Annotated in this window: 21 protein-coding genes; 16 read left to right on the plus strand and 5 right to left on the minus strand. The window is 56.9% G+C overall.

Translation table 11 applies throughout. From position 1 onward, the window contains the following. The first annotated feature begins 32 nt into the window (after positions 1 to 32). Positions 33 to 2684 (plus strand): alanine--tRNA ligase, encoded by a 2652-nt coding sequence (alaS, locus tag HUO14_RS05375; protein ID WP_176278871.1) that lies wholly within the window; start codon positions 33 to 35, stop codon positions 2682 to 2684. On the opposite strand, the gene HUO14_RS05380 is transcribed toward alaS, so the two are convergent. Next, the gene (locus HUO14_RS05380) at positions 2662 to 4491 is read right to left on the minus strand and encodes a cation:proton antiporter domain-containing protein (RefSeq protein WP_176278872.1); all 1830 of its coding nucleotides are present in this window, start codon (positions 4489 to 4491) and stop codon (positions 2662 to 2664) included. The two genes, alaS and HUO14_RS05380, sit on opposite strands and share 23 nt — an antisense overlap. A 60-nt stretch (positions 4492 to 4551) precedes the next feature. Here HUO14_RS05380 and HUO14_RS05385 point away from each other — a divergent pair, with 60 nt between their 5' ends. Then, positions 4552 to 5778 carry an FAD-dependent oxidoreductase gene (locus HUO14_RS05385; RefSeq protein ID WP_343046059.1) on the plus strand — a complete coding sequence of 409 codons (1227 nt, stop codon included), beginning with the start codon at positions 4552 to 4554 and terminating at the stop codon, positions 5776 to 5778. Here the strand turns inward: HUO14_RS05385 and HUO14_RS05390 are convergent, their stop codons facing one another. After that, the gene (locus HUO14_RS05390) at positions 5779 to 6999 is read right to left on the minus strand and encodes an NADP-dependent isocitrate dehydrogenase (RefSeq protein ID WP_176278873.1); all 1221 of its coding nucleotides are present in this window, start codon (positions 6997 to 6999) and stop codon (positions 5779 to 5781) included. It lies immediately after the preceding gene. A 181-nt stretch (positions 7000 to 7180) separates the two neighbouring features. Here HUO14_RS05390 and HUO14_RS05395 point away from each other — a divergent pair, with 181 nt between their 5' ends. The 14 genes from HUO14_RS05395 to rpmE all read left to right on the plus strand — a co-directional run bounded on the left by HUO14_RS05395 (position 7181) and on the right by rpmE (position 20874). Further along, the gene (locus HUO14_RS05395; protein WP_176278874.1) at positions 7181 to 7915 is read left to right on the plus strand and encodes a phosphatidylserine decarboxylase; all 735 of its coding nucleotides are present in this window, start codon (positions 7181 to 7183) and stop codon (positions 7913 to 7915) included. Positions 7916 to 7952: 37 nt separating this feature from the next. Continuing rightward, the gene (locus HUO14_RS05400) at positions 7953 to 8744 is read left to right on the plus strand and encodes a CDP-alcohol phosphatidyltransferase family protein (RefSeq protein WP_176278875.1); all 792 of its coding nucleotides are present in this window, start codon (positions 7953 to 7955) and stop codon (positions 8742 to 8744) included. A 626-nt stretch (positions 8745 to 9370) separates the two neighbouring features. Continuing rightward, positions 9371 to 10306 (plus strand): 30S ribosomal protein S2, encoded by a 936-nt coding sequence (gene rpsB, locus HUO14_RS05405; RefSeq protein ID WP_176278876.1) that lies wholly within the window; start codon positions 9371 to 9373, stop codon positions 10304 to 10306. A gap of 111 nt (positions 10307 to 10417) precedes the next feature. Beyond that, positions 10418 to 11341 carry a translation elongation factor Ts gene (gene tsf / locus HUO14_RS05410; RefSeq protein ID WP_176278877.1) on the plus strand — a complete coding sequence of 308 codons (924 nt, stop codon included), beginning with the start codon at positions 10418 to 10420 and terminating at the stop codon, positions 11339 to 11341. A 119-nt stretch (positions 11342 to 11460) separates the two neighbouring features. Continuing rightward, the gene (gene pyrH / locus HUO14_RS05415) at positions 11461 to 12183 is read left to right on the plus strand and encodes a UMP kinase (RefSeq protein ID WP_176278878.1); all 723 of its coding nucleotides are present in this window, start codon (positions 11461 to 11463) and stop codon (positions 12181 to 12183) included. A gap of 18 nt (positions 12184 to 12201) precedes the next feature. Continuing rightward, on the plus strand, positions 12202 to 12759 hold the full coding sequence (gene frr / locus HUO14_RS05420; RefSeq protein ID WP_176278879.1) for a ribosome recycling factor: 558 nt from the start codon (positions 12202 to 12204) through the stop codon (positions 12757 to 12759). 95 nt (positions 12760 to 12854) lie between these two features. Next, a complete protein-coding gene (uppS, locus tag HUO14_RS05425) occupies positions 12855 to 13523 on the plus strand; it encodes a polyprenyl diphosphate synthase (protein WP_246255399.1) in 669 nt (222 codons plus the stop codon). Between the two features lie 2 nt (positions 13524 to 13525). Next, complete coding sequence (locus HUO14_RS05430) at positions 13526 to 14326, plus strand: phosphatidate cytidylyltransferase (RefSeq protein WP_176278881.1); 801 nt, start codon at positions 13526 to 13528, stop codon at positions 14324 to 14326. After that, the gene (locus tag HUO14_RS05435) at positions 14326 to 15486 is read left to right on the plus strand and encodes a 1-deoxy-D-xylulose-5-phosphate reductoisomerase (protein ID WP_176278882.1); all 1161 of its coding nucleotides are present in this window, start codon (positions 14326 to 14328) and stop codon (positions 15484 to 15486) included. The genes HUO14_RS05430 and HUO14_RS05435 overlap by 1 nt, the downstream gene beginning before the upstream one ends. Beyond that, on the plus strand, positions 15483 to 16607 hold the full coding sequence (rseP, locus tag HUO14_RS05440; RefSeq protein ID WP_176278883.1) for an RIP metalloprotease RseP: 1125 nt from the start codon (positions 15483 to 15485) through the stop codon (positions 16605 to 16607). The genes HUO14_RS05435 and rseP overlap by 4 nt, the downstream gene beginning before the upstream one ends. A gap of 140 nt (positions 16608 to 16747) precedes the next feature. After that, positions 16748 to 19420, plus strand: a complete 2673-nt coding sequence (gene bamA / locus HUO14_RS05445) for an outer membrane protein assembly factor BamA (protein WP_176278884.1) — start codon at positions 16748 to 16750, stop codon at positions 19418 to 19420. Next, positions 19420 to 20064 (plus strand): OmpH family outer membrane protein, encoded by a 645-nt coding sequence (locus HUO14_RS05450; RefSeq protein ID WP_176278885.1) that lies wholly within the window; start codon positions 19420 to 19422, stop codon positions 20062 to 20064. Before bamA ends, HUO14_RS05450 begins: the two co-directional genes overlap by 1 nt. 10 nt (positions 20065 to 20074) lie before the next feature. Further along, positions 20075 to 20533 carry a 3-hydroxyacyl-ACP dehydratase FabZ gene (gene fabZ, locus HUO14_RS05455; RefSeq protein WP_176278886.1) on the plus strand — a complete coding sequence of 153 codons (459 nt, stop codon included), beginning with the start codon at positions 20075 to 20077 and terminating at the stop codon, positions 20531 to 20533. Positions 20534 to 20643: 110 nt separating this feature from the next. Further along, complete coding sequence (gene rpmE / locus HUO14_RS05460; RefSeq protein WP_067198668.1) at positions 20644 to 20874, plus strand: 50S ribosomal protein L31; 231 nt, start codon at positions 20644 to 20646, stop codon at positions 20872 to 20874. 33 nt (positions 20875 to 20907) lie between these two features. Here rpmE and HUO14_RS05465 read toward each other — a convergent pair whose 3' ends face one another. The 3 genes from HUO14_RS05465 to pxpA are packed head-to-tail and all read right to left on the minus strand — an operon-like array spanning position 20908 to position 23269. Then, positions 20908 to 21855 carry a 5-oxoprolinase subunit C family protein gene (locus HUO14_RS05465; RefSeq protein ID WP_176278887.1) on the minus strand — a complete coding sequence of 316 codons (948 nt, stop codon included), beginning with the start codon at positions 21853 to 21855 and terminating at the stop codon, positions 20908 to 20910. Next, a complete protein-coding gene (locus HUO14_RS05470) occupies positions 21852 to 22517 on the minus strand; it encodes a 5-oxoprolinase subunit B family protein (protein WP_176278888.1) in 666 nt (221 codons plus the stop codon). Before HUO14_RS05470 ends, HUO14_RS05465 begins: the two co-directional genes overlap by 4 nt. 5 nt (positions 22518 to 22522) lie before the next feature. After that, positions 22523 to 23269 (minus strand): 5-oxoprolinase subunit PxpA, encoded by a 747-nt coding sequence (gene pxpA, locus HUO14_RS05475; RefSeq protein ID WP_176278889.1) that lies wholly within the window; start codon positions 23267 to 23269, stop codon positions 22523 to 22525. Positions 23270 to 23273 lie beyond the last annotated feature (4 nt).

Here is a 23273-nt window from a genome sequence, read left to right on the forward strand (position 1 = left end):
TCAACGGCAGATCGCTCGCCTAAGTCGAAACGATGCAAACCACCAATGATATCAGACGGTCTTTTCTAGACTATTTTGCCGCTCAGGGTCACGAGATCGTCCCCTCTTCGCCGCTCATTCCCTATAATGATCCGACGTTGATGTTCATCAATGCGGGGATGGTCCCGTTCAAGAATATCTTCACCGGAGCGGAGAAAAGCCCTTATTCGACGGCCACTTCCAGCCAGAAGTGCGTTCGCGCCGGCGGCAAGCACAATGATCTCGACAATGTCGGCTATACGGCGCGGCATCACACGTTCTTCGAGATGCTCGGCAATTTTTCGTTCGGCGATTATTTCAAGGAACAGGCGATCCATCAGGCGTGGGACCTGATCACCAGAAACTGGGGCATTTCGCCCGACCGGCTGACCGTGACCGTCTATCATGATGATGATGAGGCCTTTGACCTGTGGAAGAAAATCGCCGGCCTGCCGGACGAGCGGATCATTCGCATCGCCACCGACGACAATTTCTGGTCGATGGGCGATACCGGACCCTGTGGTCCGTGCAGCGAGATTTTCTATGATCACGGCGAACATATTCCCGGCGGCCCTCCGGGCAGTCCGGATGAAGACGGCGACCGTTTCGTAGAAATCTGGAATCTGGTGTTCATGCAATATGACCAGCGCGGTGAAGGCGATCGCGTTGATCTGCCCAAGCCGTCGATCGATACCGGCATGGGGCTGGAACGTGTGGCCGCTGTCATGCAGGGCGTGCACGACAATTACGACATCGACCTGTTCAAGGCGCTGATCGCGGAATCGGGATCGCTGACCGGCACGGCCACCACCGGCGACAACCAGGCCAGCCACCGGGTGATCGCCGATCATCTGCGCGCCTCTTCCTTCCTGGTTGCCGATGGCGTCCTGCCGTCCAACGAGGGTCGTGGCTACGTGCTGCGCCGTATCATGCGGCGGGCCATGCGCCACGCCCATTTGCTGGGTGCTGCCGATCCGCTGATGCACCGGATGGTCGGTTCGCTGACCGGTGAAATGGGCAATGCCTTTCCCGAGCTGATCCGCGCGCAACCGCTGATCGAGGAAACCTTGCTGCGTGAGGAAACCAATTTCCGGCAGACATTGGCCAATGGCCTGAAGCTGCTCGACGCGGAAATCGTTGATATGGGCGAGGGCGATGTCCTGCCCGGGGCAACGGCGTTCAAGCTCTACGACACTTATGGCTTCCCCTATGATCTCACCGAAGATGCGCTGCGCGCCAAGTCACTGGGTGTCGATCGCGAAGGCTTCGACAAGGCAATGGCCGAGCAGAAGGCAGCCGCCCGCGCCGCATGGAAAGGCTCCGGCGACCAGGCTTCCGACACGGTCTGGTTCGACATTGCCGAGCGCGAAGGCAGTACCGAATTTACCGGCTATACGTCAGAGGAAGGCGAGGGCGTTGTCGTGGCTCTGGTCAGGGATGGTAGCGAAATTGAAACCGCGCAGAGCGGTGACACGGTCACGCTGCTGACCAATCAGACGCCATTTTACGGCGAAAGCGGCGGCCAGATGGGAGATGCCGGCAAGATATCCGGTGAAGACGGTTTCGCCGCGAGCGTGACCGACACTCGAAAGCCGCTAGGACGGCTCCATGCCCATCAGATCGAAATCAAGTCGGGTTCGGTGTCGGTCGGCGACCTGGTTCATCTGAAAGTGGATGAAGACCGGCGTAGCGCGCTGCGTGCCAATCACAGCGCCACCCATTTGCTGCACAAGGCGTTGCGGCATCATCTTGGCGACCATGTGACCCAGAAGGGCAGTCTGGTCGCAGCCGACCGCCTGCGGTTCGACTTTTCGCACCCCTCTGCCCTGACCGAATCCCAGATCAAGGCGGTCGAAGCGGATGTGAACGCGCAGATTCGCGGCAACAGCCCGGTCACCACCCGGCTGATGAGTCCCGACGAGGCGGTCGAAGCCGGCGCGCTAGCGCTTTTCGGCGAGAAATATGGCGAGGAAGTGCGTGTGCTTTCGATGGGCCGCGAGGCCGATCTCGATTATTCAGTAGAGCTGTGTGGTGGGACGCATGTCCACGCGCTCGGTGATATCGGGCTGATGGTGATCGTCTCTGAATCGGCGGTTGCCAGCGGAGTCAGAAGGATCGAAGCGCTTACCGGCGAAGCGGCACGGCTGTGGTTTGCCGATCGTGACGCCAAGCTCAAATCGATCGCAGCGACGCTGAAATCCTCACCCGAAGAAGCGGCTGACCGTGTCGCCATTCTGATGGAAGAGCGCAAGAAGCTCGACCGGGAACTGACCGAGGCGAAAACCGCGCTGGCGCTGGCCGGCGACGGTGGCGGCGGCGCGCAGGCGACCGAGACAGAAACGATCGGCGATGTCGCGTTCAGCGGCAAGGTCATTCAGGGCCTGAACCCCAAGGAACTGCGCGGTCTGGTCGACCAGGCCAAGCAGCAACTGGGTAGCGGCGTCAGTGCTATGGTAGCCGTCAATGACGGCCGCGCGACGGTTGCGGTTGGTGTGACCGATGACCTGACCGAGCGACTGAGCGCTGTCGATCTGGTTCAGGCGGGCGTTGCAGCGGTCGGCGGCAAGGGCGGCGGCGGTCGTCCGGACATGGCGCAGGGAGGCGGTCCCGACGGGGCCAAGGCCGACGATGCGATTGCGGCTATCAGGTCTGTTCTTGCGGGCTGAGTCCGTCGGGCACCAGATCGTCGGCGGTCGCCTGACCGGTAGATGTCGACATGGATTTCAGCTTGGGTTCGTGTTCCAGATCGCCTTCTTCCTGAATCTGCTTGCGGTAGATATCGCGCAATTCATGGATCGAGGCGATGACGGGTCCCATGGCAACGCCGTTTTCGACCAGCACGGCCTCTGACAATTGCAGGGATCCCTCGAGCGCTTCTGGCACGGCATTGGTTGCGCCGGCCTGATAGAGTTCGGCGGCATGTTCAATGTCCCGCGCCCTCGCAATGATCGGCAAGTCGGGTACCCAGGCCCGGACCTTTTTGACAATCTGTACCGAGAGCACCGGCTCGTCCATCGTCAGGACCAGAGCCTTTGCATGGCCAAGCCGCAAACGGTCGAGCATTTCGTTGCGGGACACATTGCCGAACATGATCGGATAGCCCTCGCGGCGGGCTCTGGCGACGGTGTCGATATTGGTCTCCACCGCGAGATATTTCTGATTATGGGTGGTCAGCAGGTCGGCGATCAGCTTGCCCACCCGGCCAAAGCCGATGATGATGGTCTGCTGCGCTTCCACCGGCAATTCATCGGAGGCTGTGCCACCGCCGCTGCGCATTTCCATACGCCGCGCGATGTCATGGCCGAAACGGGCCAGCAGCGGCGTGATGGTCAGGCCGATGGCGGTGACAATCTGCCAGAAGGCCGCGGTCTGTGGCTGGATCAGCTGCGCTTGCGTGGCGGCCGCCAGGACAATCAATGTGGTTTCGGAGGGACTGGCCATCAGGACGCCGGCTTCGGTGGCGGTGCCGGCCCGGGCACCGGCGAAGCGGAGCAGGCTGCCGGTGACCACCGCTTTTACCAGCACGACGCCGACGACGGCGGTAACCAGGCTGGCCCAGTTTTCAATCACCACGCGAATATCGACCTGCATACCGACGGTGATCAGGAATACGCCCAGCGCCAGTCCCTTGAACGGCTGCGTGATGACCTCGACTTCGCCGTGATATTCGGTTTCTGCGATCAGCAGACCCGCGAGCAGGGCGCCGACGATCGGTGACAATCCGGTTGCGGCGGTCGCCAGACTGGCGAGGATGATGACGAGCAGGCTTACCGCCAGAAACAGTTCGGGGCTCTTGGTCCGTGCCGCCTGGGCAAAAATTCGCGGAAGAACGAGCCGTCCGAGAACAAGCATGCCGACAATGACCGCACCGCCCAGCAGCAATGTTCGTCCCAGATCATCCCAGCCGCCATCGGCGGTGATCGCGGGAGAGATCGCGCCGAGCAGGAAAATGATCGGAACAATGGCGACGTCCTCGAACAGAAGCATCGCCAGCGCCGCGCGGCCAACCGGGCTTTTCGTGCCGGACATGGGAAGCACCAGAGCTGTCGACGACAGCGCCAGCGCCAGCCCCAGCCCGAGCGCGCCGGGGGCATTCTGGCCGAGAAGATAGAGAACAGACGCAATGATCAATCCGGATGCCAGCAACTCCGCCGCGCCGACGCGGAAAACGAGCCGGCGGAGCGACCAGAGGCGTTTGAACGACAGTTCCAGTCCGATCGAGAAGAGCAGCAATATGATCCCCATTTCGGCGAACGGCTCGATTGCCTCGCGATCGCTAATGGTGACGAATTGCAGCCAGGAATATTGGTTCTGCAACGATCCCAGTCCCGAGGGACCGAGCAGGATGCCGACCAGAATGAATCCGATGATCGGCGTGATCCTGAACCGGGCAAATGCGGGAATTATGATTCCTGCCGCACCGAGAATCACGATGGCGTCAATGAAGGCTGGGTTTTCGAGCGGACTGTGCATGGGGCGACTCTATACGCGAACGATGCTATTTGTCAGCAGCTTACGTGATGGAAGGCGCGAATGATGGAAATGGATCGGGATATTGTGGTCGTCGGCGGCGGTCCGGCGGGGATGATGGCGGGATTGCTGTTCGCTCGCGCCGGATTGAAAGTGGCTGTGCTGGAGAAACATGCCGACTTTCTTCGGGATTTCCGCGGGGACACGGTTCACCCGTCGACGCTCGAGCTGTTCCATCAGCTGGGCATGCTGGATGAATTGCTGCAATTGCCACATAGCAGGCTGGAGCAAGCCTCGATCGATATCGCCGGTCGCCGGATGAAGGCCGTCGACTTTCGCCATTTGCCGGTGGCGGCGCCCTATATAGCGATGATGCCGCAATGGGATTTGCTCGATTTCATCGCGCGCAAGGCAAGGCATTATCGCGGCTTTGACTTGCGGATGGAGACCGAAGCGGTGGACCTTCTCTACGACAAGACCGACCGGGTTTGCGGGGTCAAGACGCGCGACGGGCAGAGCCTGAATGCCGGGCTGGTCATCGCTGCCGATGGCAGAAGGTCGGTGTTGCGCGGCAAAGCCGAACTGCCGTTGCGGAATATCGGCGCGCCAATGGATGTTCTGTGGTTCCGCATCAACAAGCCGGAGGGGCAGGGCGGTGACGTCTTCGGAACCGTGCAAGCGGGCAGGTTCATGGTGCTGATCGACCGCAATGATTATTATCAATGCGCCTATATCGTCAACAAGGGACAGGCCGATCAGGTGAAGGCCGCAGGGCTGGACGCGTTTCGCGCGGGATTGCGCTCGCTTGTCCCGGATCTGACTGCGGCGTTCAATCAAATCATCAGCTGGGACCAGGTCAAGATGCTGGAAGTGGCGCTTGATCGCCTTGAGCGCTGGCATCGTCCGGGATTGCTGGCGATTGGCGATGCAGCGCACGCAATGTCGCCGATTGGCGGTGTCGGGATCAATATGGCGGTGCAGGACGCCGTCTCAGCGGCTAATATTCTGGCCGGCCCAATGGCGGCGGGAGAGGATCCCGATCCGCTGCTGGAGCAGGTCTGCGCGCGCCGGATAAAGCCGGTGCGGCGGATGCAGACGCTGCAGAAACTTGCTCAGGACAGGGTGATTGCGCCGCTGTTGCGACGGGCAAAGCCGATCGAGAGGCCGCTATTTGCATTGAGGTTGCTAAACCGGGTGCCGTTGCTGCGACGGATTCCCGGGCGGGTCATCGGATTGGGATTCGGGCGAGAGGATATCCAATCGCCCGAAGCTCCCACCATTCCGGAATGACTATTTCCAGTTTTCCATTTCTTTTTCGAGATTGGAACGAACCGCTTCAAAAAACTGCTCGGTCGTCATCCACGACTGGTCTGGTCCGATGAGGATCGCGAGATCTTTGGTCATGTGACCATTTTCGACGGTCTGGATGCAGACGCGCTCCAGTGTTTCGGCAAAGCGCGTGACATCAGGTGTATCATCAAATTTGCCGCGATAGATCAGGCCGCGTGTCCAAGCGAAGATCGACGCGATCGGATTGGTTGATGTCGCCTTGCCTTGCTGATGCTGGCGGTAGTGGCGGGTAACCGTGCCGTGCGCTGCTTCCGCTTCGACGCAGTCGCCGGTCGGTGTCATCAACACCGAGGTCATCAGGCCGAGCGAACCGAAGCCCTGTGCAACCGTGTCCGACTGGACGTCGCCATCATAGTTTTTGCAGGCCCAGACAAATTTGCCGCTCCATTTCAGAGCCGAAGCAACCATGTCATCGATGAGACGATGTTCGTAAGTGATTCCGGCCTTGTCGAACTTGTCCTTGAATTCTGCCTGAAAAATTTCCTCGAACAGATCCTTGAAGCGGCCGTCATAGGCCTTCATGATCGTGTTCTTGGTCGACAGATAGACCGGCCATTCGCGGTTGAGGCCATAGTTCATCGAGGCGCGGGCAAAATCGCGAATCGAATCGTCGAGATTGTACATCGCCATGGCAATGCCGGGTGACGGGAACTGGAACACTTCTTCGTCAATTTTCGTGCCATCGTCACCGTCGAAGACCAGCCGAAGCTTGCCGGGGCCCGGTACCTTGAAGTCTGTGCAACGATATTGGTCGCCGAATGCGTGACGGCCGACAACGATTGGATCGGTCCAGCCCGGTACCAGACGCGGGACATTGTCGATCACGATTGGCTCGCGGAAGACAACCCCGCCAAGAATGTTGCGAATGGTGCCGTTCGGCGATTTCCACATCCGCTTCAGACCAAATTCCTCGACCCGGTCTTCGTCAGGGGTGATCGTCGCGCATTTGACGCCAACGCCGTGCTTCTTGATCGCATTGGCCGCATCGACGGTGATTTTGTCATTGGTGTCGTCGCGCACTTCGATCGAGAGATCGTAATAATGAAGATCGATGTCGAGATAAGGTTCAATCAGCCGTTCACGGATCCATTGCCAGATGATCCGTGTCATTTCGTCGCCATCAATTTCGATGACCGGGTTTTTGACCTTAATTTTCGACATATCGCTTAGACTTTCCTGCAACGGGAGCAAAAGGGAGGAATAGATGTTGCGAGCCTCTTAGCAAAGATTGTCATTTGTTCAACCTCGAGTTGCGGACGCTCGCGCAAAAGCCTGATGACCGTCTTCTCGATAAATCAACGGGAGTGTTGTCAGATTAATGGGCCGTCCCTAAGTAGCGTTCATGGCAATTGAGAAATATTCGAACAAGGGGCTGGGAGAAGCCAAGTGGGCTTTTCCGCCGATCCATCCTGAAGGTCGCAAATTTGCGGTTATCGCAGGGCTGGTCACTGCGTTTTTTGCCGTCATGGCATGGGAAACCCTGGCCTGGCCGATGGCCGGCATTACCATATGGGTGTTGGCGTTTTTCCGCGATCCCAAGCGGGTTACGCCGCTTGACGAAAAATATATCGTTGCGCCGGCCGATGGCCTCGTGAATCTCATCATGCCGGTAAAGCCACCTGTCGAATTGCAGGGCGAAGGCGGCCTCGGTAATGAGGAACTCATCCGGGTGTCTATATTCATGAGCGTGTTTGATGTTCACATCAACCGCACGCCCATCGAAGGAACGGTAAGGCGACAGGCCTATATTTCGGGCAAGTTCCTTAACGCCGACCTGGATAAGGCGAGCGAAGAAAACGAGCGGCAGCATTTTCTGGTCGAGCGCAATGATGGTCTGAAGGTCGGTTTTACGCAGATCGCTGGCCTTGTGGCACGCCGGATCATGTCCTTTGTCAAGGAAGGCGATTTCGTAGCTGTCGGACAACGAATAGGGCTGATTCGATTTGGTAGCCGGGTTGACGTCTATTTGCCCAAGGGGACAGAGCCCAATGTCGTCCTCGGTCAACGGACCATCGCCGGAGAAACGGTGATCGCGGTCACCGGCCAGATGAAAGAGATTGAAGGCGTCGGCCAATGATCAGCAGGCTGACCGGCTTTCGATCGGAGCAAATTTGATGGCTGACAAAGGTTCGATGAAAAGGCCCGAGAGAGGCATCCCGTTGCGGGCCTTTGTGCCCAATGCGGTCACTGCGCTCGCGCTTTGCGTCGGTTTGAGCAGCGTCCGGTTTGCCTATATGGAAAATTGGGTGCTGGCAGCGTCAGCGATTGTGCTGGCAGGCATATTGGATGGTCTTGATGGCCGCATTGCCCGATTGCTGAATGCACAGAGCCGTTTTGGCGCGGAACTAGACTCGCTGTCGGATGTTATCGCTTTTGGCGTGTCCCCGGCGCTGGTCATGTTCTTCTGGTCGACTCAATATATGCCGCAATTCGGGTGGGTGTTGGCGCTGACCATGGCCGTCGGTTGTGCGCTCAGGCTGGCGCGCTTCAATGCGTTGATCGATGATGAAGACCAGCCTCACAAATCAGCAGGCTTCCTGACCGGTATTCCGGCGCCCGTCGGCGCGGGTCTGGCGATGCTACCGTTATATTTGTGGTTGATAACCGATCAGGAAATCTTCCGCCATTATGCGCTGGTATCTCCGTGGATCGTGATCATCGCTTTTCTGATGATTTCCAATACCGCGACCTACAGCTGGTCGTCGCTGCGGCTCCGCAAGAATATCAGACTGGAGGGCATAGCGGTGATCGGGCTGCTCGGCGTTGCCCTGATCAGCGCGCCGTGGATCATGCTGACGGCGATAAGCATCGCCTATCTGTCGATGATCCCGTTCAGCGTCAGAAGCTATGCCAAGGTCAAGCGGCAGCGCGCAGCGGAGCGGACTGCAGCGAGCGGTGGCGCGTAGCCAGCTGCTGCGTTTTTACCGTCCGATGACGATAGGTCGGCGAATGCGATGCTGCTGACGTTTGATTGGTCGCAATTCCGCTCTCAATGACGCTGCGGATTTTTCCGTGATATTGAACAAACATCAGGCCGATGACCAACAGGGCGCCGGCAAAGGCGAGCGCAAAAAAAGTGGCGATAGCGATAGTGAGCATGATACGACCTCGTTTGTTCTTTCAATGAGCGCTTAATGTTCTATTTCTGTTCTCATTGTCAAGCGCTTTATCAAATCATGACAAAAATACGAATCGGGAATCAAAAGGTTGCATGATGCCATTTAGACGCGGTCAGTCGTTGGTTATCGGCGACGGACGCACTGGTACCGCTGGTTTCCGACCATGACTTCTATCTCCGCAAGTTCTTTAGTGTTCGGAAGGGCTTGTGATACCGGCCGGTGAAATGGTTGGCGCAGCAAGAGGGCGCAAACATGTTCGCCTGAACCCAATTTAGGGTTGCATTCTACTCCGCTTCGCCTTAACGGCACGCTCATTCCACATGGAAAGCACTCATACCGGTGCCGATAGCGGTCTTTCAGGTCGTTTGAGGTTCTCAGCTTTCCAGAGGCATAACCGGATAAGGAGAAATATTATGGCGGCCCCTGTCGTCACCCTACAGCAATTGATTGAAGCCGGAGCGCATTTCGGCCACCAGACCCACCGCTGGAACCCGAAGATGAAGCCATATATCTTCGGCGCCCGCAACAGCGTCCACATTCTTGACCTTTCGCAGAGCGTGCCCTTGTTCGCACGGGCACTTGATTTTATCGCCAACGCCACATCGGCTGGCGGCAAGGTCCTGTTCGTCGGTACCAAGCGTCAGGCGCAAGAGCCGATTGCCGAAGCAGCGCGCGCAAGCGGCCAGCATTTTGTCAACCATCGTTGGCTCGGCGGCATGCTGACCAACTGGAAGACAATTTCCAACTCGATCCGCCGGATGAAGACTTTGGAAGAGCAGCTCGGTGGTGACACCGCTGGCTTTACCAAGAAGGAAGTCCTGCAGATGACGCGCGAGCACATCAAGCTGGAACTGTCGCTTGGCGGTATCCGTGACATGGGCGGCATTCCCGATGTCATGTTCGTGATCGATGCCAACAAGGAAGAGCTCGCCATCAAGGAAGCCAATGTTCTGGGTATTCCGGTTGTCGCGATTCTCGATTCGAACGTTGATCCCAGCAACATCGCTTTCCCGGTTCCGGGTAATGACGATGCCGCACGGGCCATTCGCCTCTATTGCGAATCGGTTGCTGCAGCAGCCACCAAGGGCGGCCAGGACGCTTCGGTTGCAGCTGGCACAGATCTCGGAGCAGCGGTTGCTCCTCCGGTCGAGCAAATTGTTTCGAGCGAAGCCAATGCAAGTGCGATGACTTCCGGAGAGGAAGCAGCTATTGCCGATATTGCTGAGATTGCAGCAGAAATGGCACCGGCTGAAGCAGCTCCTGCTGAAGCTCCGAAAGCGGAAGAAAAAGCGGCTCCCAAGAAAGCTGCCGCGAAAAAAGATGACAAAAAGGCAGACGAAAAAGCCTGAGCTTGAAGCATCTTTTTGCAGCCATATATTGGCTGCTACGAAAAATAAGCGGGGCGACATTTTTGTCGCCCCAATTTCACATTTCCCGATCAAGAAATTGAGGAACAGATTATGGCTATTACAGCAGCAGCAGTGAAAGAACTGCGCGAGCGCACCGGCGCTGGCATGATGGATTGCAAGAAAGCGCTGAACGAAACCAATGGCGACGTCGAAGCAGCGGTTGATCTGTTGCGGACCAAAGGTCTCGCCGCAGCTCAGAAAAAATCTAGCCGTACGGCAGCAGAAGGCCTCGTCGGCGTCTCGGTCGAAGGCACCAAGGGTGTTGCTGTCGAAGTGAACAGCGAGACCGATTTCGTTGCCAAGAATGACCAGTTCCAGGATTTTGTTGCCAAGGTAACAACCGTTGCACTGGGTCTGAACAATGACGATGTCGAAGCTCTGGCTGCGGCAGATTATCCTGCTGGCGGCACCGTAAAAGACGTGCTGACCAACAATGTTGCGACAATTGGTGAAAACCAGACGATCCGCCGCATGAAGACGGTCGCCGTCTCGAGCGGGCTGGTCGTTCCTTATGTCCACAACGCTGTCACACCCACGATGGGCAAGATCGGTGTCCTGGTTGCGCTGGAAAGCACGGCTGGCGCTGACGTTCTCGAGCCACTCGGCAAGCAGATTGCGATGCATATCGCTGCTGCCTTCCCGCTGGCGCTGAACGCTGACGGCCTCGACCAGGAAATGCTCGCACGCGAGCGCGCAATCGCGACGGAAAAGGCAGCTGAATCAGGCAAGCCGGAAAATATTGTCGAGAAGATGGTCGACGGTGCGATGGCAAAATTCGCCAAGGAAAATGCATTGCTCAGCCAGGCTTTCGTGATGGACAATAAAACTCCTATCGCGCAAGTCGTCGAGCAAGCCGGTAAAGAAGCCGGTGTTGAAATCAAGCTCACCGAATATGTCCGGTTCCAGCTTGGTGAAGGCATTGAGAAGAAAGAAGAAGATTTTGCAGCGGAAGTTGCTGCTGCGGTTGCCGGCTAATCGGGCTGCAGTTTGAATATTTCAGGCGGTAACGCTTGGCAGCATGGCGCGGACTATCTATGGTCTGCGCCATTGTTGTATTTGGGGCCGGGCATTGATTCCGGCGGGATAGGATTTGCATGAAACGACCGGCGTTCAAACGGATATTGCTGAAGCTTTCCGGTGAAGTCTTGATGGGCTCAAGCGAATTCGGGATCGATCCGGAAACGGTCAATCGCATCGCGGCAGAAGTGAAGTCGGCCAAAGAGGCGGGTTTTGAATTATGTCTGGTGGTCGGGGGAGGCAATATCTTCCGCGGACTGGCTGCAGCTGCCAAGGGTTTCGAGCGGACCAGCGCGGATTATATGGGCATGCTGGCGACGGTGATGAATGCGCTGGCTGTCCAGAATGCGCTCGAGCAAATGGGCTGTGATACCCGCGTGCTGTCGGCAATCCCGATGGCGAGCGTGTGCGAACCCTATATCCGCCGCAAGGCCGTCCGCCATCTCGAAAAAGGCCGCATCGTCATTTTTGCTGCGGGAACCGGCAATCCCTATTTCACCACCGATACGGCAGCGGCGCTGCGCGCTGCAGAAATGGGCTGCGAGGCGCTTTTCAAGGGCACCAGCGTCGACGGCGTCTATAATGCCGATCCGAAGAAGGATCCCTCCGCAACGCGTTATGATGAACTGGGTTTTGATCAGGTGCTCAAAGACAATCTGAAGGTCATGGACGCCAGCGCCGTGGCACTCTGCCGCGAAAACAAGATACCGATTGTCGTATTCTCGATCCGCGAGCAGGGCAATCTGGCGACCGTCTTGAGTGGCGGCGGTACCGCAACCATGGTCGGAACAACCGAATAATATTTAGGGGAAACAGCAATGGCAAAATATGACAAAGCCGATCTGCAAAAAAGAATGAACAGCACGCTGGAAGCGCTCAAGCATGATCTGAGCGGTCTGCGTACAGGACGGGCCAACATAGCACTTCTGGATACGATAACGGTAGAGGTTTACGGCTCGAAAATGCCCCTTAACCAGGTCGCTACGGTGTCGGTGCCTGAGTCGCGCATGCTGTCGGTGCAGGTCTGGGACAAAAGCAATATTCAGCCGGTAGAAAAGGCAATCCGGTCAGCCGGTCTTGGCCTTAATCCGATGACGGATGGCCCCAATATCAGGCTTCCGATCCCCGATCTGACCGAAGAGCGCCGCAAGGACCTTGCGAAACTGACCGGTCAATTTGCCGAAAAGGCACGCATCGCTATCCGCAATGTCCGGCGCGATGGCATGGATGATCTGAAGGCCGACGAGAACAAGAAGGAAATCAGCGAGGATGACCGCAAGCGGCTCGAAACCGAAGTGCAGAAGCTGACCGACGAGATGATTGCGGAGGCCGACAAGCTGGCTGACGCAAAAGAACAGGAAATCCTCACCCAGTGAAGCTTACGCGTTCCAAGGGTGGCTCTGGAGATGCAGCGCAAAGCGTTAGCGCAATAGCAGACCCGACACATGGTGTCCGTCACATAGCGATCATCATGGATGGCAACGGACGCTGGGCGAAGCGCAAGCATCTGCCGCGCGCCCTGGGCCACAAGAAAGGCGTCGAGGCGGTACGCAATATTGTCCGCGTAGCCGGCGAAATGGGCGTCGAAGTGATGACCCTTTATGCCTTCTCATCCGAAAACTGGAATCGCCCAGAGGATGAAATCAGCGATCTCATGGGGTTGCTGCGCCAGTATATCCAGTCGGATATCAATGAATTTGTTGAAAATGGCGTGCGTCTCAAGGTCATCGGCAATTACCAGGCGCTTGAGCCGGATATTGTCGTGATGATCGACAGTGCGATCGAGAAAACGGCCGGGAATGACAGGATGACGCTCGCGGTCGCGCTCAACTATGGTGCGCAGGACGAAATGCTCAGGGCAGTCAAGCAAATCGCAACCACCGTCAAGCGGGGCGACGTCGAACCGGACGGGATCACTCTCGACCATATATCCGGTGGGCTGGATACCGCGGACTTGCCGCCGCTCGATCTGCTGGTCAGGACTTCGGGAGAGTTGCGCCTGTCCAATTTTCTCTTGTGGCAGGCGGCTTATGCCGAACTCTATTTTACCGACACGCTCTGGCCCGATTTCGACAAACAGGAGCTTGAGAAGGCTCTGAAATCATTCGGCGACCGCGAGCGACGGTTCGGTGGACGCTGAGCATGGATGAGCCCGCTGCTCCGAAACCCGGCAAGTCGAACGAATTGCAGACCCGCATCATTGTCGGCGTGCTGCTGATCGCGGCGGCTTTGCTGGCGGGATATTTTGCCGGGATGTTCTTGTGGCTGCTGGTTGTGCTCATGGCGCTCGGCATCATGAGTGAATGGGCAGGGCTGACGGGGCGTCACGAAAACCGGCGGCTGGCGATGTACGCGCTGTCGGTTCCCCTGGCGATCATGTCTCCGTGGGCGGCCGGACCATCGTTCCTGGGGCTTGGCCTGATCCTCGGTGCAGCGATGTTCGTTGCAATATTCGACCGCTCGTTCAAACTTGCGGCGGGTGTCCTCTATGCTGGATTTCCGGCTCTGGCGATTCTGTATCTGCGCGGTATCGACAATGGCATATTGATCATGCTCTGGACGCTGGCCCTGGTCTGGGCGACCGATATCGGCGCCTATTTTTCCGGTCGGGCCATCGGCGGACCGAAACTGGCTCCGCAATTCAGCCCCAATAAAACCTGGGCTGGTTTGATCGGCGGTGTAATACTGACAGCAGCGGTGAGCTTCATATTGCACGTCTATTGGGCGCTGCCCTTCCATCTTGTGCTGCTCAGCATCCCTCTTGCGGTTCTCGCGCAGATGGGTGACTTGTTCGAAAGCTGGCTCAAACGAAAGGCCGGCGCGAAGGATAGCGGGACTATCTTCCCCGGCCACGGCGGCGTGATGGATCGTCTTGACGGTCTGATTCCGGTCGCTCCGGTTGTGGCGCTGATCATGGCTGCCGACAGTCTGGGCGCGCTGTGATGACGAAATCGGTGTCCATATTTGGCGCGACGGGATCGGTTGGTCAGTCGACGCTGGACCTTGTTCGCCAGCATCCGGAACAATATAAAATCGTCGCGCTGACCGCCAATGGCAATGCTTCGCAGCTTGCCGCCCTGGCCAGGGAATTTTCTGCGGAAATCGCGGTTGTTGCCGATGACAATGCCTATGAGGAGCTGAAACTGCAGCTGGAAGGAACCTCGACCGAGGCAGCAAGCGGGAAAGAAGCGCTGATTGCGGCCGCCTCCAGGGGTGTCGACTGGACCATGGCCGCGATTGTCGGTTGTGCCGGTCTGCCGCCGACGCTTGCCGCCTTGCGCTGCGGGAAGACAGTTGCATTGGCCAACAAGGAAGCGCTGGTTTCTGCCGGTGCGTTGATGATCACCGAGGCCCGGAAGGCAGGAGCGACCCTGCTGCCCGTCGATTCCGAGCATAATGCGATATTCCAGGCCCTGCAGGGCGGGAAGATCGATCAGGTCCGCAAGATTACGTTGACCGCAAGCGGCGGCCCGTTCCGCACATGGACGCGGGAGCAGATGGCGGGTGTTACGCCAGAGCAGGCGGTAGCCCATCCCAACTGGGATATGGGCGCGAAGATCTCGGTCGACAGCGCAACCATGATGAACAAGGGGCTCGAACTGATTGAGGCCCATCACCTGTTCCCGGTCGGTCTTGAGAATATCGAGATATTGGTACACCCCCAGTCGGTTATTCATTCGATGGTCGAATATCATGACCGCTCGACGCTGGCGCAGCTGGGTTCGCCGGATATGCGGATACCGATTGCCAGCGCTCTGGCCTGGCCGGAACGGATGATGACCAATTGCGCGCCACTCGATCTCGCTGAAATCGGCAGGCTCGATTTCGAGCGGCCCGACGAGGACCGTTTCCCGGCCACCAAGATTGCCAGAGCTGCAATTACGGCGGGCGGCGCAAAGCCGGCGATGCTCAATGCTGCCAATGAAGTCGCCGTCGCCGCATTTCTCAATCGTGCGGTTCAGTTTCTGGACATCACGGAGATTGTAACGCGGCTGTTAGATAGTTATAGCCCGCCGGAACCGAGCGTGTTGGCGGACATTTTTGCGATAGACAAAGAGACGCGCGTTCGGACCGAGCAACTGGTCGAGGAATTCAAGGTTTGACGGACAACCCCGGTATATTGCTGACGCTTCTGGCGTTTCTCATTGTCATTGGCGTACTCGTGTTTGTGCACGAGATGGGACATTATCTGGTTGGCCGCTGGTGCGGTGTGAAGGCAGAAACTTTTTCCATCGGTTTTGGCAAGGAAATCGCCGGATGGACGGACAAGCGGGGAACCCGCTGGAAAGTCTGTATGCTGCCGCTGGGCGGTTACGTCCAGTTCGCTGGCGATATGGATCCGTCGGGCATGAAGAGCAAGGAATGGCTCAGCCTGCCCGCGGCAGAACGAAACCAGACCTTCCAGTCCAAATCACTATGGCAGCGCGCCGCAATCGTGATTGCCGGACCAGCGATCAATTTTATCTTCGCAATACTGATCATCATGGGTTTTGTTATCGCTTATGGCACGAGCGCCGCTCTGCCGATCGCGCAACAAATTTCGGAAAATTCGACCGCAGCGGCAATCGGTATGCAACCCGGGGACAGAGTCATATCCGTTGCCGGCGAGAAAATTGACCTGTTCGAAGATCTTCAGCAGAAAATTATAATGATACCCGATCAGAACGTCGAGATTGTCTACGAGCGGGATGGTCAGCTTATCGCCGGGCAGGGCAAGATTGGCGTCAATATCATGAAAGACCGGTTCGGAAACGAATATCGGCTCGGTTTGCTGGGAATGTCATCCAGTCAGGTGGAGTGGCGGGAAGTCAGCCCTATCGAGGCTCCGGTAGTGGCAGTGGAAAAGACCGCTGCGATTGTGGACCAAATCACCACCACTCTCGGTCAGGTCATCACCGGCAAGCGCTCGATCAAGGAACTGGGCGGGCCGCTTAAAATTGCTCAGGTTTCCGGCGAGCAGTTCAAGATGGGGCTTGAAACCTTCGTTCTGTTTGTCGCCCTGATCTCAATTAACTTGGGGTTCATCAACCTGCTGCCAATCCCCATGCTGGATGGAGGGCATCTGATGTTCTATGCGATTGAGGCGGTTCGGCGGAAGCCAGCCAGTCCAAAGGTGCAGGAGTGGGCTTTCAAGTCCGGATTTGCATTGGTCATGGTGTTCATGCTGGTGGTGACATTTAATGATTTGTCCTCATTTGGTCTGTTCCGGGCGCTGTCCGGCTGATTGACCATTGATTGACTCGCTGCATTGGGGCAGGGGGTTCGCGAAGTTGGTGCACTGGTGCCAGTTTTATTTTGTTTTGGGTTTATGGTGTGAAAGCGAGTTGGTCTGTGAATCATAAAAAGCGGATTCTACCCTTATTGATGTGCGGCACCATTTTGGGTGGTACGGCTGTTCCTTTGCAAGCACAGGAAGCAGCGCAAGCTGCACCGGTGGTGCCGGCTGAGGACACCATTAAATCCATCGTGGTCAGCGGTGCCCAGCGATTGGAGCCGACCACCGTTTTGTCCTACATGCAATTACGCGTCGGACAGACTTACACACAGGAATCGGCTGACCAGGCTTTGAAGGACCTGTTCGAGACAGAATTGTTCAAGGACGTCAGCATCCGCAACAACGATGGTGCGGTTGTAATCGACGTGGTCGAGAACCCGGTGATCAACCGCATTTTGCTGGAAGGCAACAAGCGGATCAAGGAAGACAAGATCTATCCCGAAATCCGCCTGGCTCCCCGACAGATATTTACCCGTTCAAAGGTTCGGGCCGATGTGGCTAGAATCATCGAACTATATAAGCGCAAAGGCCGGTTTGCGGCCAATGTCGAGCCGAAGATGGTACAGTTGGACCAGAATCGCGTCGATATTGTCTTCGAGATCAATGAAGGACCGAAGTCGAAGGTTCAGCAGATTAATATCATTGGCAACGAAGAGTTTTCCGACGGCAAGTTGCGCGGTGAAATGGTCACGAAACAATCGCGTTTCTACCGTTTTTTCAGTTCAAGCGACACTTATGATCCGGATCGTCTGGCATTTGACCAGCAGAAGCTCCGCCAGTTCTACCTGACCGAGGGCTATGCGGATTTTCGCGTCATTTCCGCGATCGCCGAGCTCACACCTGACAAGCGTGATTTCATCATCACCTATGTGGTCGAAGAAGGCGATCGCTATCAGTTCGGTGAAGTATCCGTGGAAAGCGACATCCGTGATTTCACGCCGGAATTCCTGACCCCTCAGCTTCCCATGAAAACGGGAGACTTCTATAACGCCAAGCAGGTTGAAGACACGGTCGAACGCCTGTCGGAAACTGCCGGCCTGTTCGGCTACGCTTTCGCCGATGTCCGGCCCGAATTCACGCGGAACAAAGACACGCTGACCATGGACATTCTGTTCCAGGTGGCGGAAAGCGACCGGGTTTATGTCGAGCGGATCGACATAAACGGAAATACGCTGACCCAGGACAAGGTCGTGCGCCGCGAATTCCGTCTCAACGAAGGCGATGCGTTTAACAGTTTCCAGGTCAAGCGGTCTGCCAACAGGATTAAATCTTTAGGCTTTTTCCAAGACGAACTGGAAATCGAGCAGAGGCAGGGCAGCGCTCCCGACCGCATCATATTGGAAGCCAATGTTGAAGAAAGGGCGACCGGCGAACTGCAGCTTTCTGCTGGCTTCTCCAGTGTTGAAAACTTTATTCTGCAGGCATCTATCCGGCAGCGGAACTTCCGTGGGAAAGGCCAGGAACTGCGAGCCAGTGCCAGCTATTCTAGCTACTCCCAATCGATCGAGCTGGGTTTTACCGAACCTTATCTGTTTGACCGGAATATTGCAGTGGGCGCCGACATTTTTCGCCGTGACACGAACAGCTTCAACTTTGTGAATAACAATCGTGAAACCACCTTTGAACAGCTTACCACAGGTTTCCAAATCCGGGCTGGTGTCCCGATTACCGAATATCTGTCCGCTTCGCTGCGCTACGGCCTCAGCCACGATGACGTGACGCTCGAACCAAGCCTGTTCTTTCAGGACAGCAATGGCGATGGGATAAGGGGGAATAGTCCGGGCGATCAGTGTGACCCGCTTGTAGCCGGACGCTTTCTTTGCGATGCTTTGGGCAGTCGCACAACCTCGTCGCTCGGCGCATCGTTAATCTATGACGATCGCGACAATCGTATCCGGCCGACCCGTGGCCAATCAATAGTCGGCAGTGTAGATTTTGCCGGTTTGGGCGGTAGCGTAAAATATCTCCGTGGCCGTCTGAATGCTTCCAAACATTGGCGTGTCCTGGGCGACTTTATCTTTACGGCCAGTGCCGAGGGTGGATATATCCACCCGCTTGAAGATCGAGGCAGTGCAGCGGACGGTATCGATGATGTTCGGCTGACTGACCGCTTTTTCCTGGGTGAACCGCAGATTCGGGGTTTTGACATCCGGGGTGTTGGTCCACGCGTCGTGCGCTCAACGACAATCCCGGGACTGGATACCAACGGCAATCCGATCAATCAGCTTGTGGAAGTAACCAATGGTACCCAGACTGACGATGCTATCGGCGGTCGAGCCTATTATTTGGCACGGGCAGAGCTTGAAATCCCGCTTGGTTCCGGTGCGCGCGAACTTGGTCTGCGCCCATCCATCTTCGTCGATGTCGGGGCCGTGTTCAATGTCGTCCAGCCTTTGCTGTTGACCGATGCCCAAACCCAGAGCTTCGGCTCGCGCCAGGTTTTTGATGCGGCCGGTGATCCGGTTCTCGATGCCAACGGGAACGCCACGTTTGAATCAGCGCCGCAATATTTGACCGTCAATGCCGCTGGTGAAGCGGTGACGACATTTGATGCGATGACCGGTGGCGTCGCAAATCCGATCGCGACCAGTTTCACGGAAAGATTCTTCGGCGACTCGATAAACCCGCGATTGTCGGTGGGTATTGGCGTGAACTGGAATTCACCATTTGGTCCATTCAGGATCGACGTCGCCAAGGCTCTGTTGAAAGAGCCGGGTGATGATACTAAACTATTCACATTTAACGTAGGAACCCAATTCTGATGACCATTATTTCAAAGACGATTCTGAAATCAGCCGCAGTTGCTATGGTAGCATTGACAGCACCGGCATTGGTGTCCGCGCCCGCGATGGCACAATCGAAGTCGAGCATAGCCATGGCCAATTACGAAGCAGCGATGGCGAAATCGCAGGCTTATACGGTGGCGATGACGCAGATGCAGACCACCTATAAGACTGACATTGATGCAATCAATGCTCGTGCGGCGGCGCTGCAAACGGAACTCAAGCCAGTCGTAGAAGCTTATAATGCAGCGGTTCAAAAACCTGGCGCAACCCCGCAATCGGTACAGCCTCAGGCTCAGGCATTGCAGGCAAAGCAGCAATCTGCCCAGCAGGAACTCGCCGGGCTTCGGCAGAGAATCAATCTTGCAACAGCATATGTCGAAGAACAGATCGCCTTGAAGCTGGAAGCGGCGGTTAAAGCGACGATGAAAGCAAAGAATGTCGATCTGGTTCTGTCGCCGCAAGCCGTTATCGCGCGCGAGCCCCATGTTGATATCACCGATGCGATTGTTATCGAACTGAACAAGCTGGTGCCATCGGTATCGATTACGCCACCTGCCGGATGGGAGCCAGGCAAAGCAAATCAGCAGCAGCCACCTGCGGCCCAGCCAGCAAGCCGCTAGTTGAGTATTGATGACCGAACTTCTCAACTATGATGTGACCAAGGTGATGGCGGTGTTACCGCACCGCTATCCCATGTTGCTGGTCGATCGGGTGGAAGAGCTCATCAAGGATGAATCCATCCGGGCGATCAAGGCCGTCACAATAAACGAAGGCTTTTTCCAGGGGCATTTTCCGGGTCGTCCGATCATGCCGGGTGTCCTGATTGTCGAGGCGCTGGCGCAAGCCGCCGGCGTTCTGGCAATGGAGAGCTTCGACATGGTTGGATCGGGCAAGCTGGTCTATTTTATGGCCATCGACGGGGCGAAGTTTCGCCAACCGGTCGAGCCTGGTTGCTTGCTGTCCTTGAACGTGAAATTTGAACAGAAGCGTGCGCGTGTCTGCAAATTCTCCGGGCAGGCGATGATCGGCGACAAACTGGCTGCCGAAGCGAACTTCACCGCGATGATCGCCGATCCGCCTTCGACGTAAGCTTTTGCAAAAGAATCTTGCCCTTTTGCCATGCCGCGGTTAATGCGCCGCTTCCGTTAAATTTATTCGCTTTGGGTCTGGTCGGTAACCAGCCTGTTTAGGAGCCGAAAATGAAATCCGATACGCATCCAGATTATCACATGATCACCGTTCAGATGACCGATGGCACGACTTTTGAAACCCGTTCGACATGGGGCAAAGAAGGCGACACGCTTCAACTCGACATTGATCCGTCATCGCACCCTGCATGGACAGGCGGCAACCAGCGTCTTCTCGACCAGGGTGGCCAGGTGGCTCGCTTCAACAAGCGCTTTGGTGGTTTGTCGCTCAAAAAGAGCTAATACATGGTTGAGGCTATTGATTAGCCTCAACTTTTACCACAATTTGATCTGGCCCAGCCAGGAAGATAGCAGGGAAAGCTTTTCCCGGTATATTTCTGTGGCCCGCTCAGCTGTGGTTTGGACAAACTGGATCCGCGATCCCGAACCCAGCTGCCCGATCAAGTGACGGTCGGCGCGAATGACCTGCGCTATCCGGGGGTAGCCTCCGGTTGTCTGAGCGTCAGGGCCGAGCAGATAGGGCTGTCCGCTGGGCGGCAATTGGATTGTTCCCGGAAACACGGCTGCGCTTGGCATGTTGGATGTTTCGCTGGCGATCAGCGATATTCCCTCGAGGACCAGCCCCATTCTATTGGCGCGGGCTCCGACGGTGTAGGGATCCAGACACAGGTTATCCAAAATCGGCATGTTCGGTCCGGTTGCTTCCGGACCGGCGGTAATCCTCAGAACATGGTCATCGCTGTAATATGGCCGCAGATTTTCTGGTGTGGTTCGCGCCGACTCGACGCTGGACTCGCTATCGGCGAACGCGATCACGTCCTCGGCTCTGAGCGCACGTCCATGAAAGCCACCGAGGCCAGCGGCCAGACAGGTTGACTGGCCGCCCAGCAGAGGTTCTGCCTCGATTTCTGCCGATATGGCAAGATATGTTCGACATCCGGGTCGGCTGGGGCCGATATGGATATTGTCTCCCGCAACCAGTCTCAATCTATGATGCTGGGGATGGTCGTGGCCGTTAATCCGGACATAGGCAGCAGCGCCAACGACGGCGATCGAACATGGGGCGTTCAACTGGAAAATGGCATCCGTCAGCGTGATTTCCAGGCCGATCGCGCCAAAGGACTTGCCGACGAGGAAATTTGCCAGCGCAAGTGACAGGCAATCGGCCGCGCCTGCCGCGGGCATCCCGAGATGCCGATGACCGGTGAATGGAGCGCCTTGCAAGCTGGTTTGCAACCCGGCTTTTATAACCGTGATGCTCATCCATCCGCCTCCGGTTGCCAGTGTTCGAATGTTTCCTTTGAAATGGACTCGAAACGAATATTCTGTCCGGCCGAGAGCAAAGCCGGCTGGTCTCTCGAAGGATCAAACAAGCGGAGCGGCGTCCGGCCGATGATCGGCCAACCGCCGGGACTGTCGAAGGAGTAGATGCAGCTTTGCTGGCCGATAATACCGATTGAACCCGCGGCAACCAATTGTCGCGGATTGTCGAGCCGGCCAATTGCTGGACTGTTTTCGTTGCTCTCGAGATAGGCAAAGCCGGGCATGAACCCGAGCATGGCGACGCGGTGCAGTTGTGCAACGTGCCAGGATGGCAGGTCTTTGGCCGCGATCCCGAGTCTATTGGCAATATAGTCGCGATCCGGGGCGAATTCCGGCTCGTAGCAGACGGGAATTGTTACGGCTGGGAGTGCGCCGGGGGTGACGACGGTCCGGTCGGCGAGCTGTTTGGAAACCATTCTGGCAGCTTCGTCGGGCGCGGTGAGAGCGGGGTCAAATTGCACAGCTATGCTGTCGATACCCGGAACGATCTCGGTCCAGTATCGACTGGCTGAAAAGGCTATCTGAGCGGCAATGATGGCTTCCCAGTCGGGCAGCTTGATATTGATCCAGTCATCACAGATGTGGATAGCAGCATCGTCCATGGTCACTATCTACCGGACCCGATCAATATACCCGCTTGTTCCAGAGCCGTGCGCATCCGCCTGGCGGTTTCCAGGGCACCGTCGCTGTCCGAATGGAGGCAAAGCGTCTGTGCTCCAATCGTCAGAGAAGTGCCGTCTTGTGCCGGCAAGGGCGTGGCTTTCGCCAGGCTCAGGCCTTGCCGAATCCGGTCGTCTTCATCTGCAATTACCGCGCCGGCTTCGCTGCGCGGAACCAGCCTGCCGTTGCTGCTATATTGGCGATCGATGAATGCCTCGGCGATGAAGGAAATCCCTTTGTCGCTGGCTTTCCGCTCGACCAGCGAGCCAGGCATGCCGACAAGAGCGAGGTTGGCGCGCGCTGCCATATCGACCAGAAGGGTCGACAGGCCGGGGTCGTCCTGCGCATCGTTATAAAGTGCGCCGTGCGGCTTGATATGGGTCAGGTTTACGCGGACTTCTGCCGCAATCTCTGTGATGTCCTGCAGTTGCCGTGTCAGGCTGGCTTCGAGATCTGCCGGCGAGATGTCCATGGAGGTCCGGCCGAAACCGGCCCGATCGGGATAAGAGGGATGGGCGCCTGGGGCGATTGAACCGGATTTTGCGGCCATCAACATGGTCCGCATGACATCTGGCGACCCCGCATGACCGCCACAGGCGATATTGCAGCTGGAGACAATGTCCATGATTGCAATATCGCGGGCGATGCCATCCGGGCTATCGGTCTCGCCGAGGTCCGCATTCAGATCGATCATCGAC

This window comes from Parasphingorhabdus flavimaris (genome assembly GCF_013371215.1).
GTDB classification, from domain to species: domain Bacteria; phylum Pseudomonadota; class Alphaproteobacteria; order Sphingomonadales; family Sphingomonadaceae; genus Parasphingorhabdus; species Parasphingorhabdus flavimaris.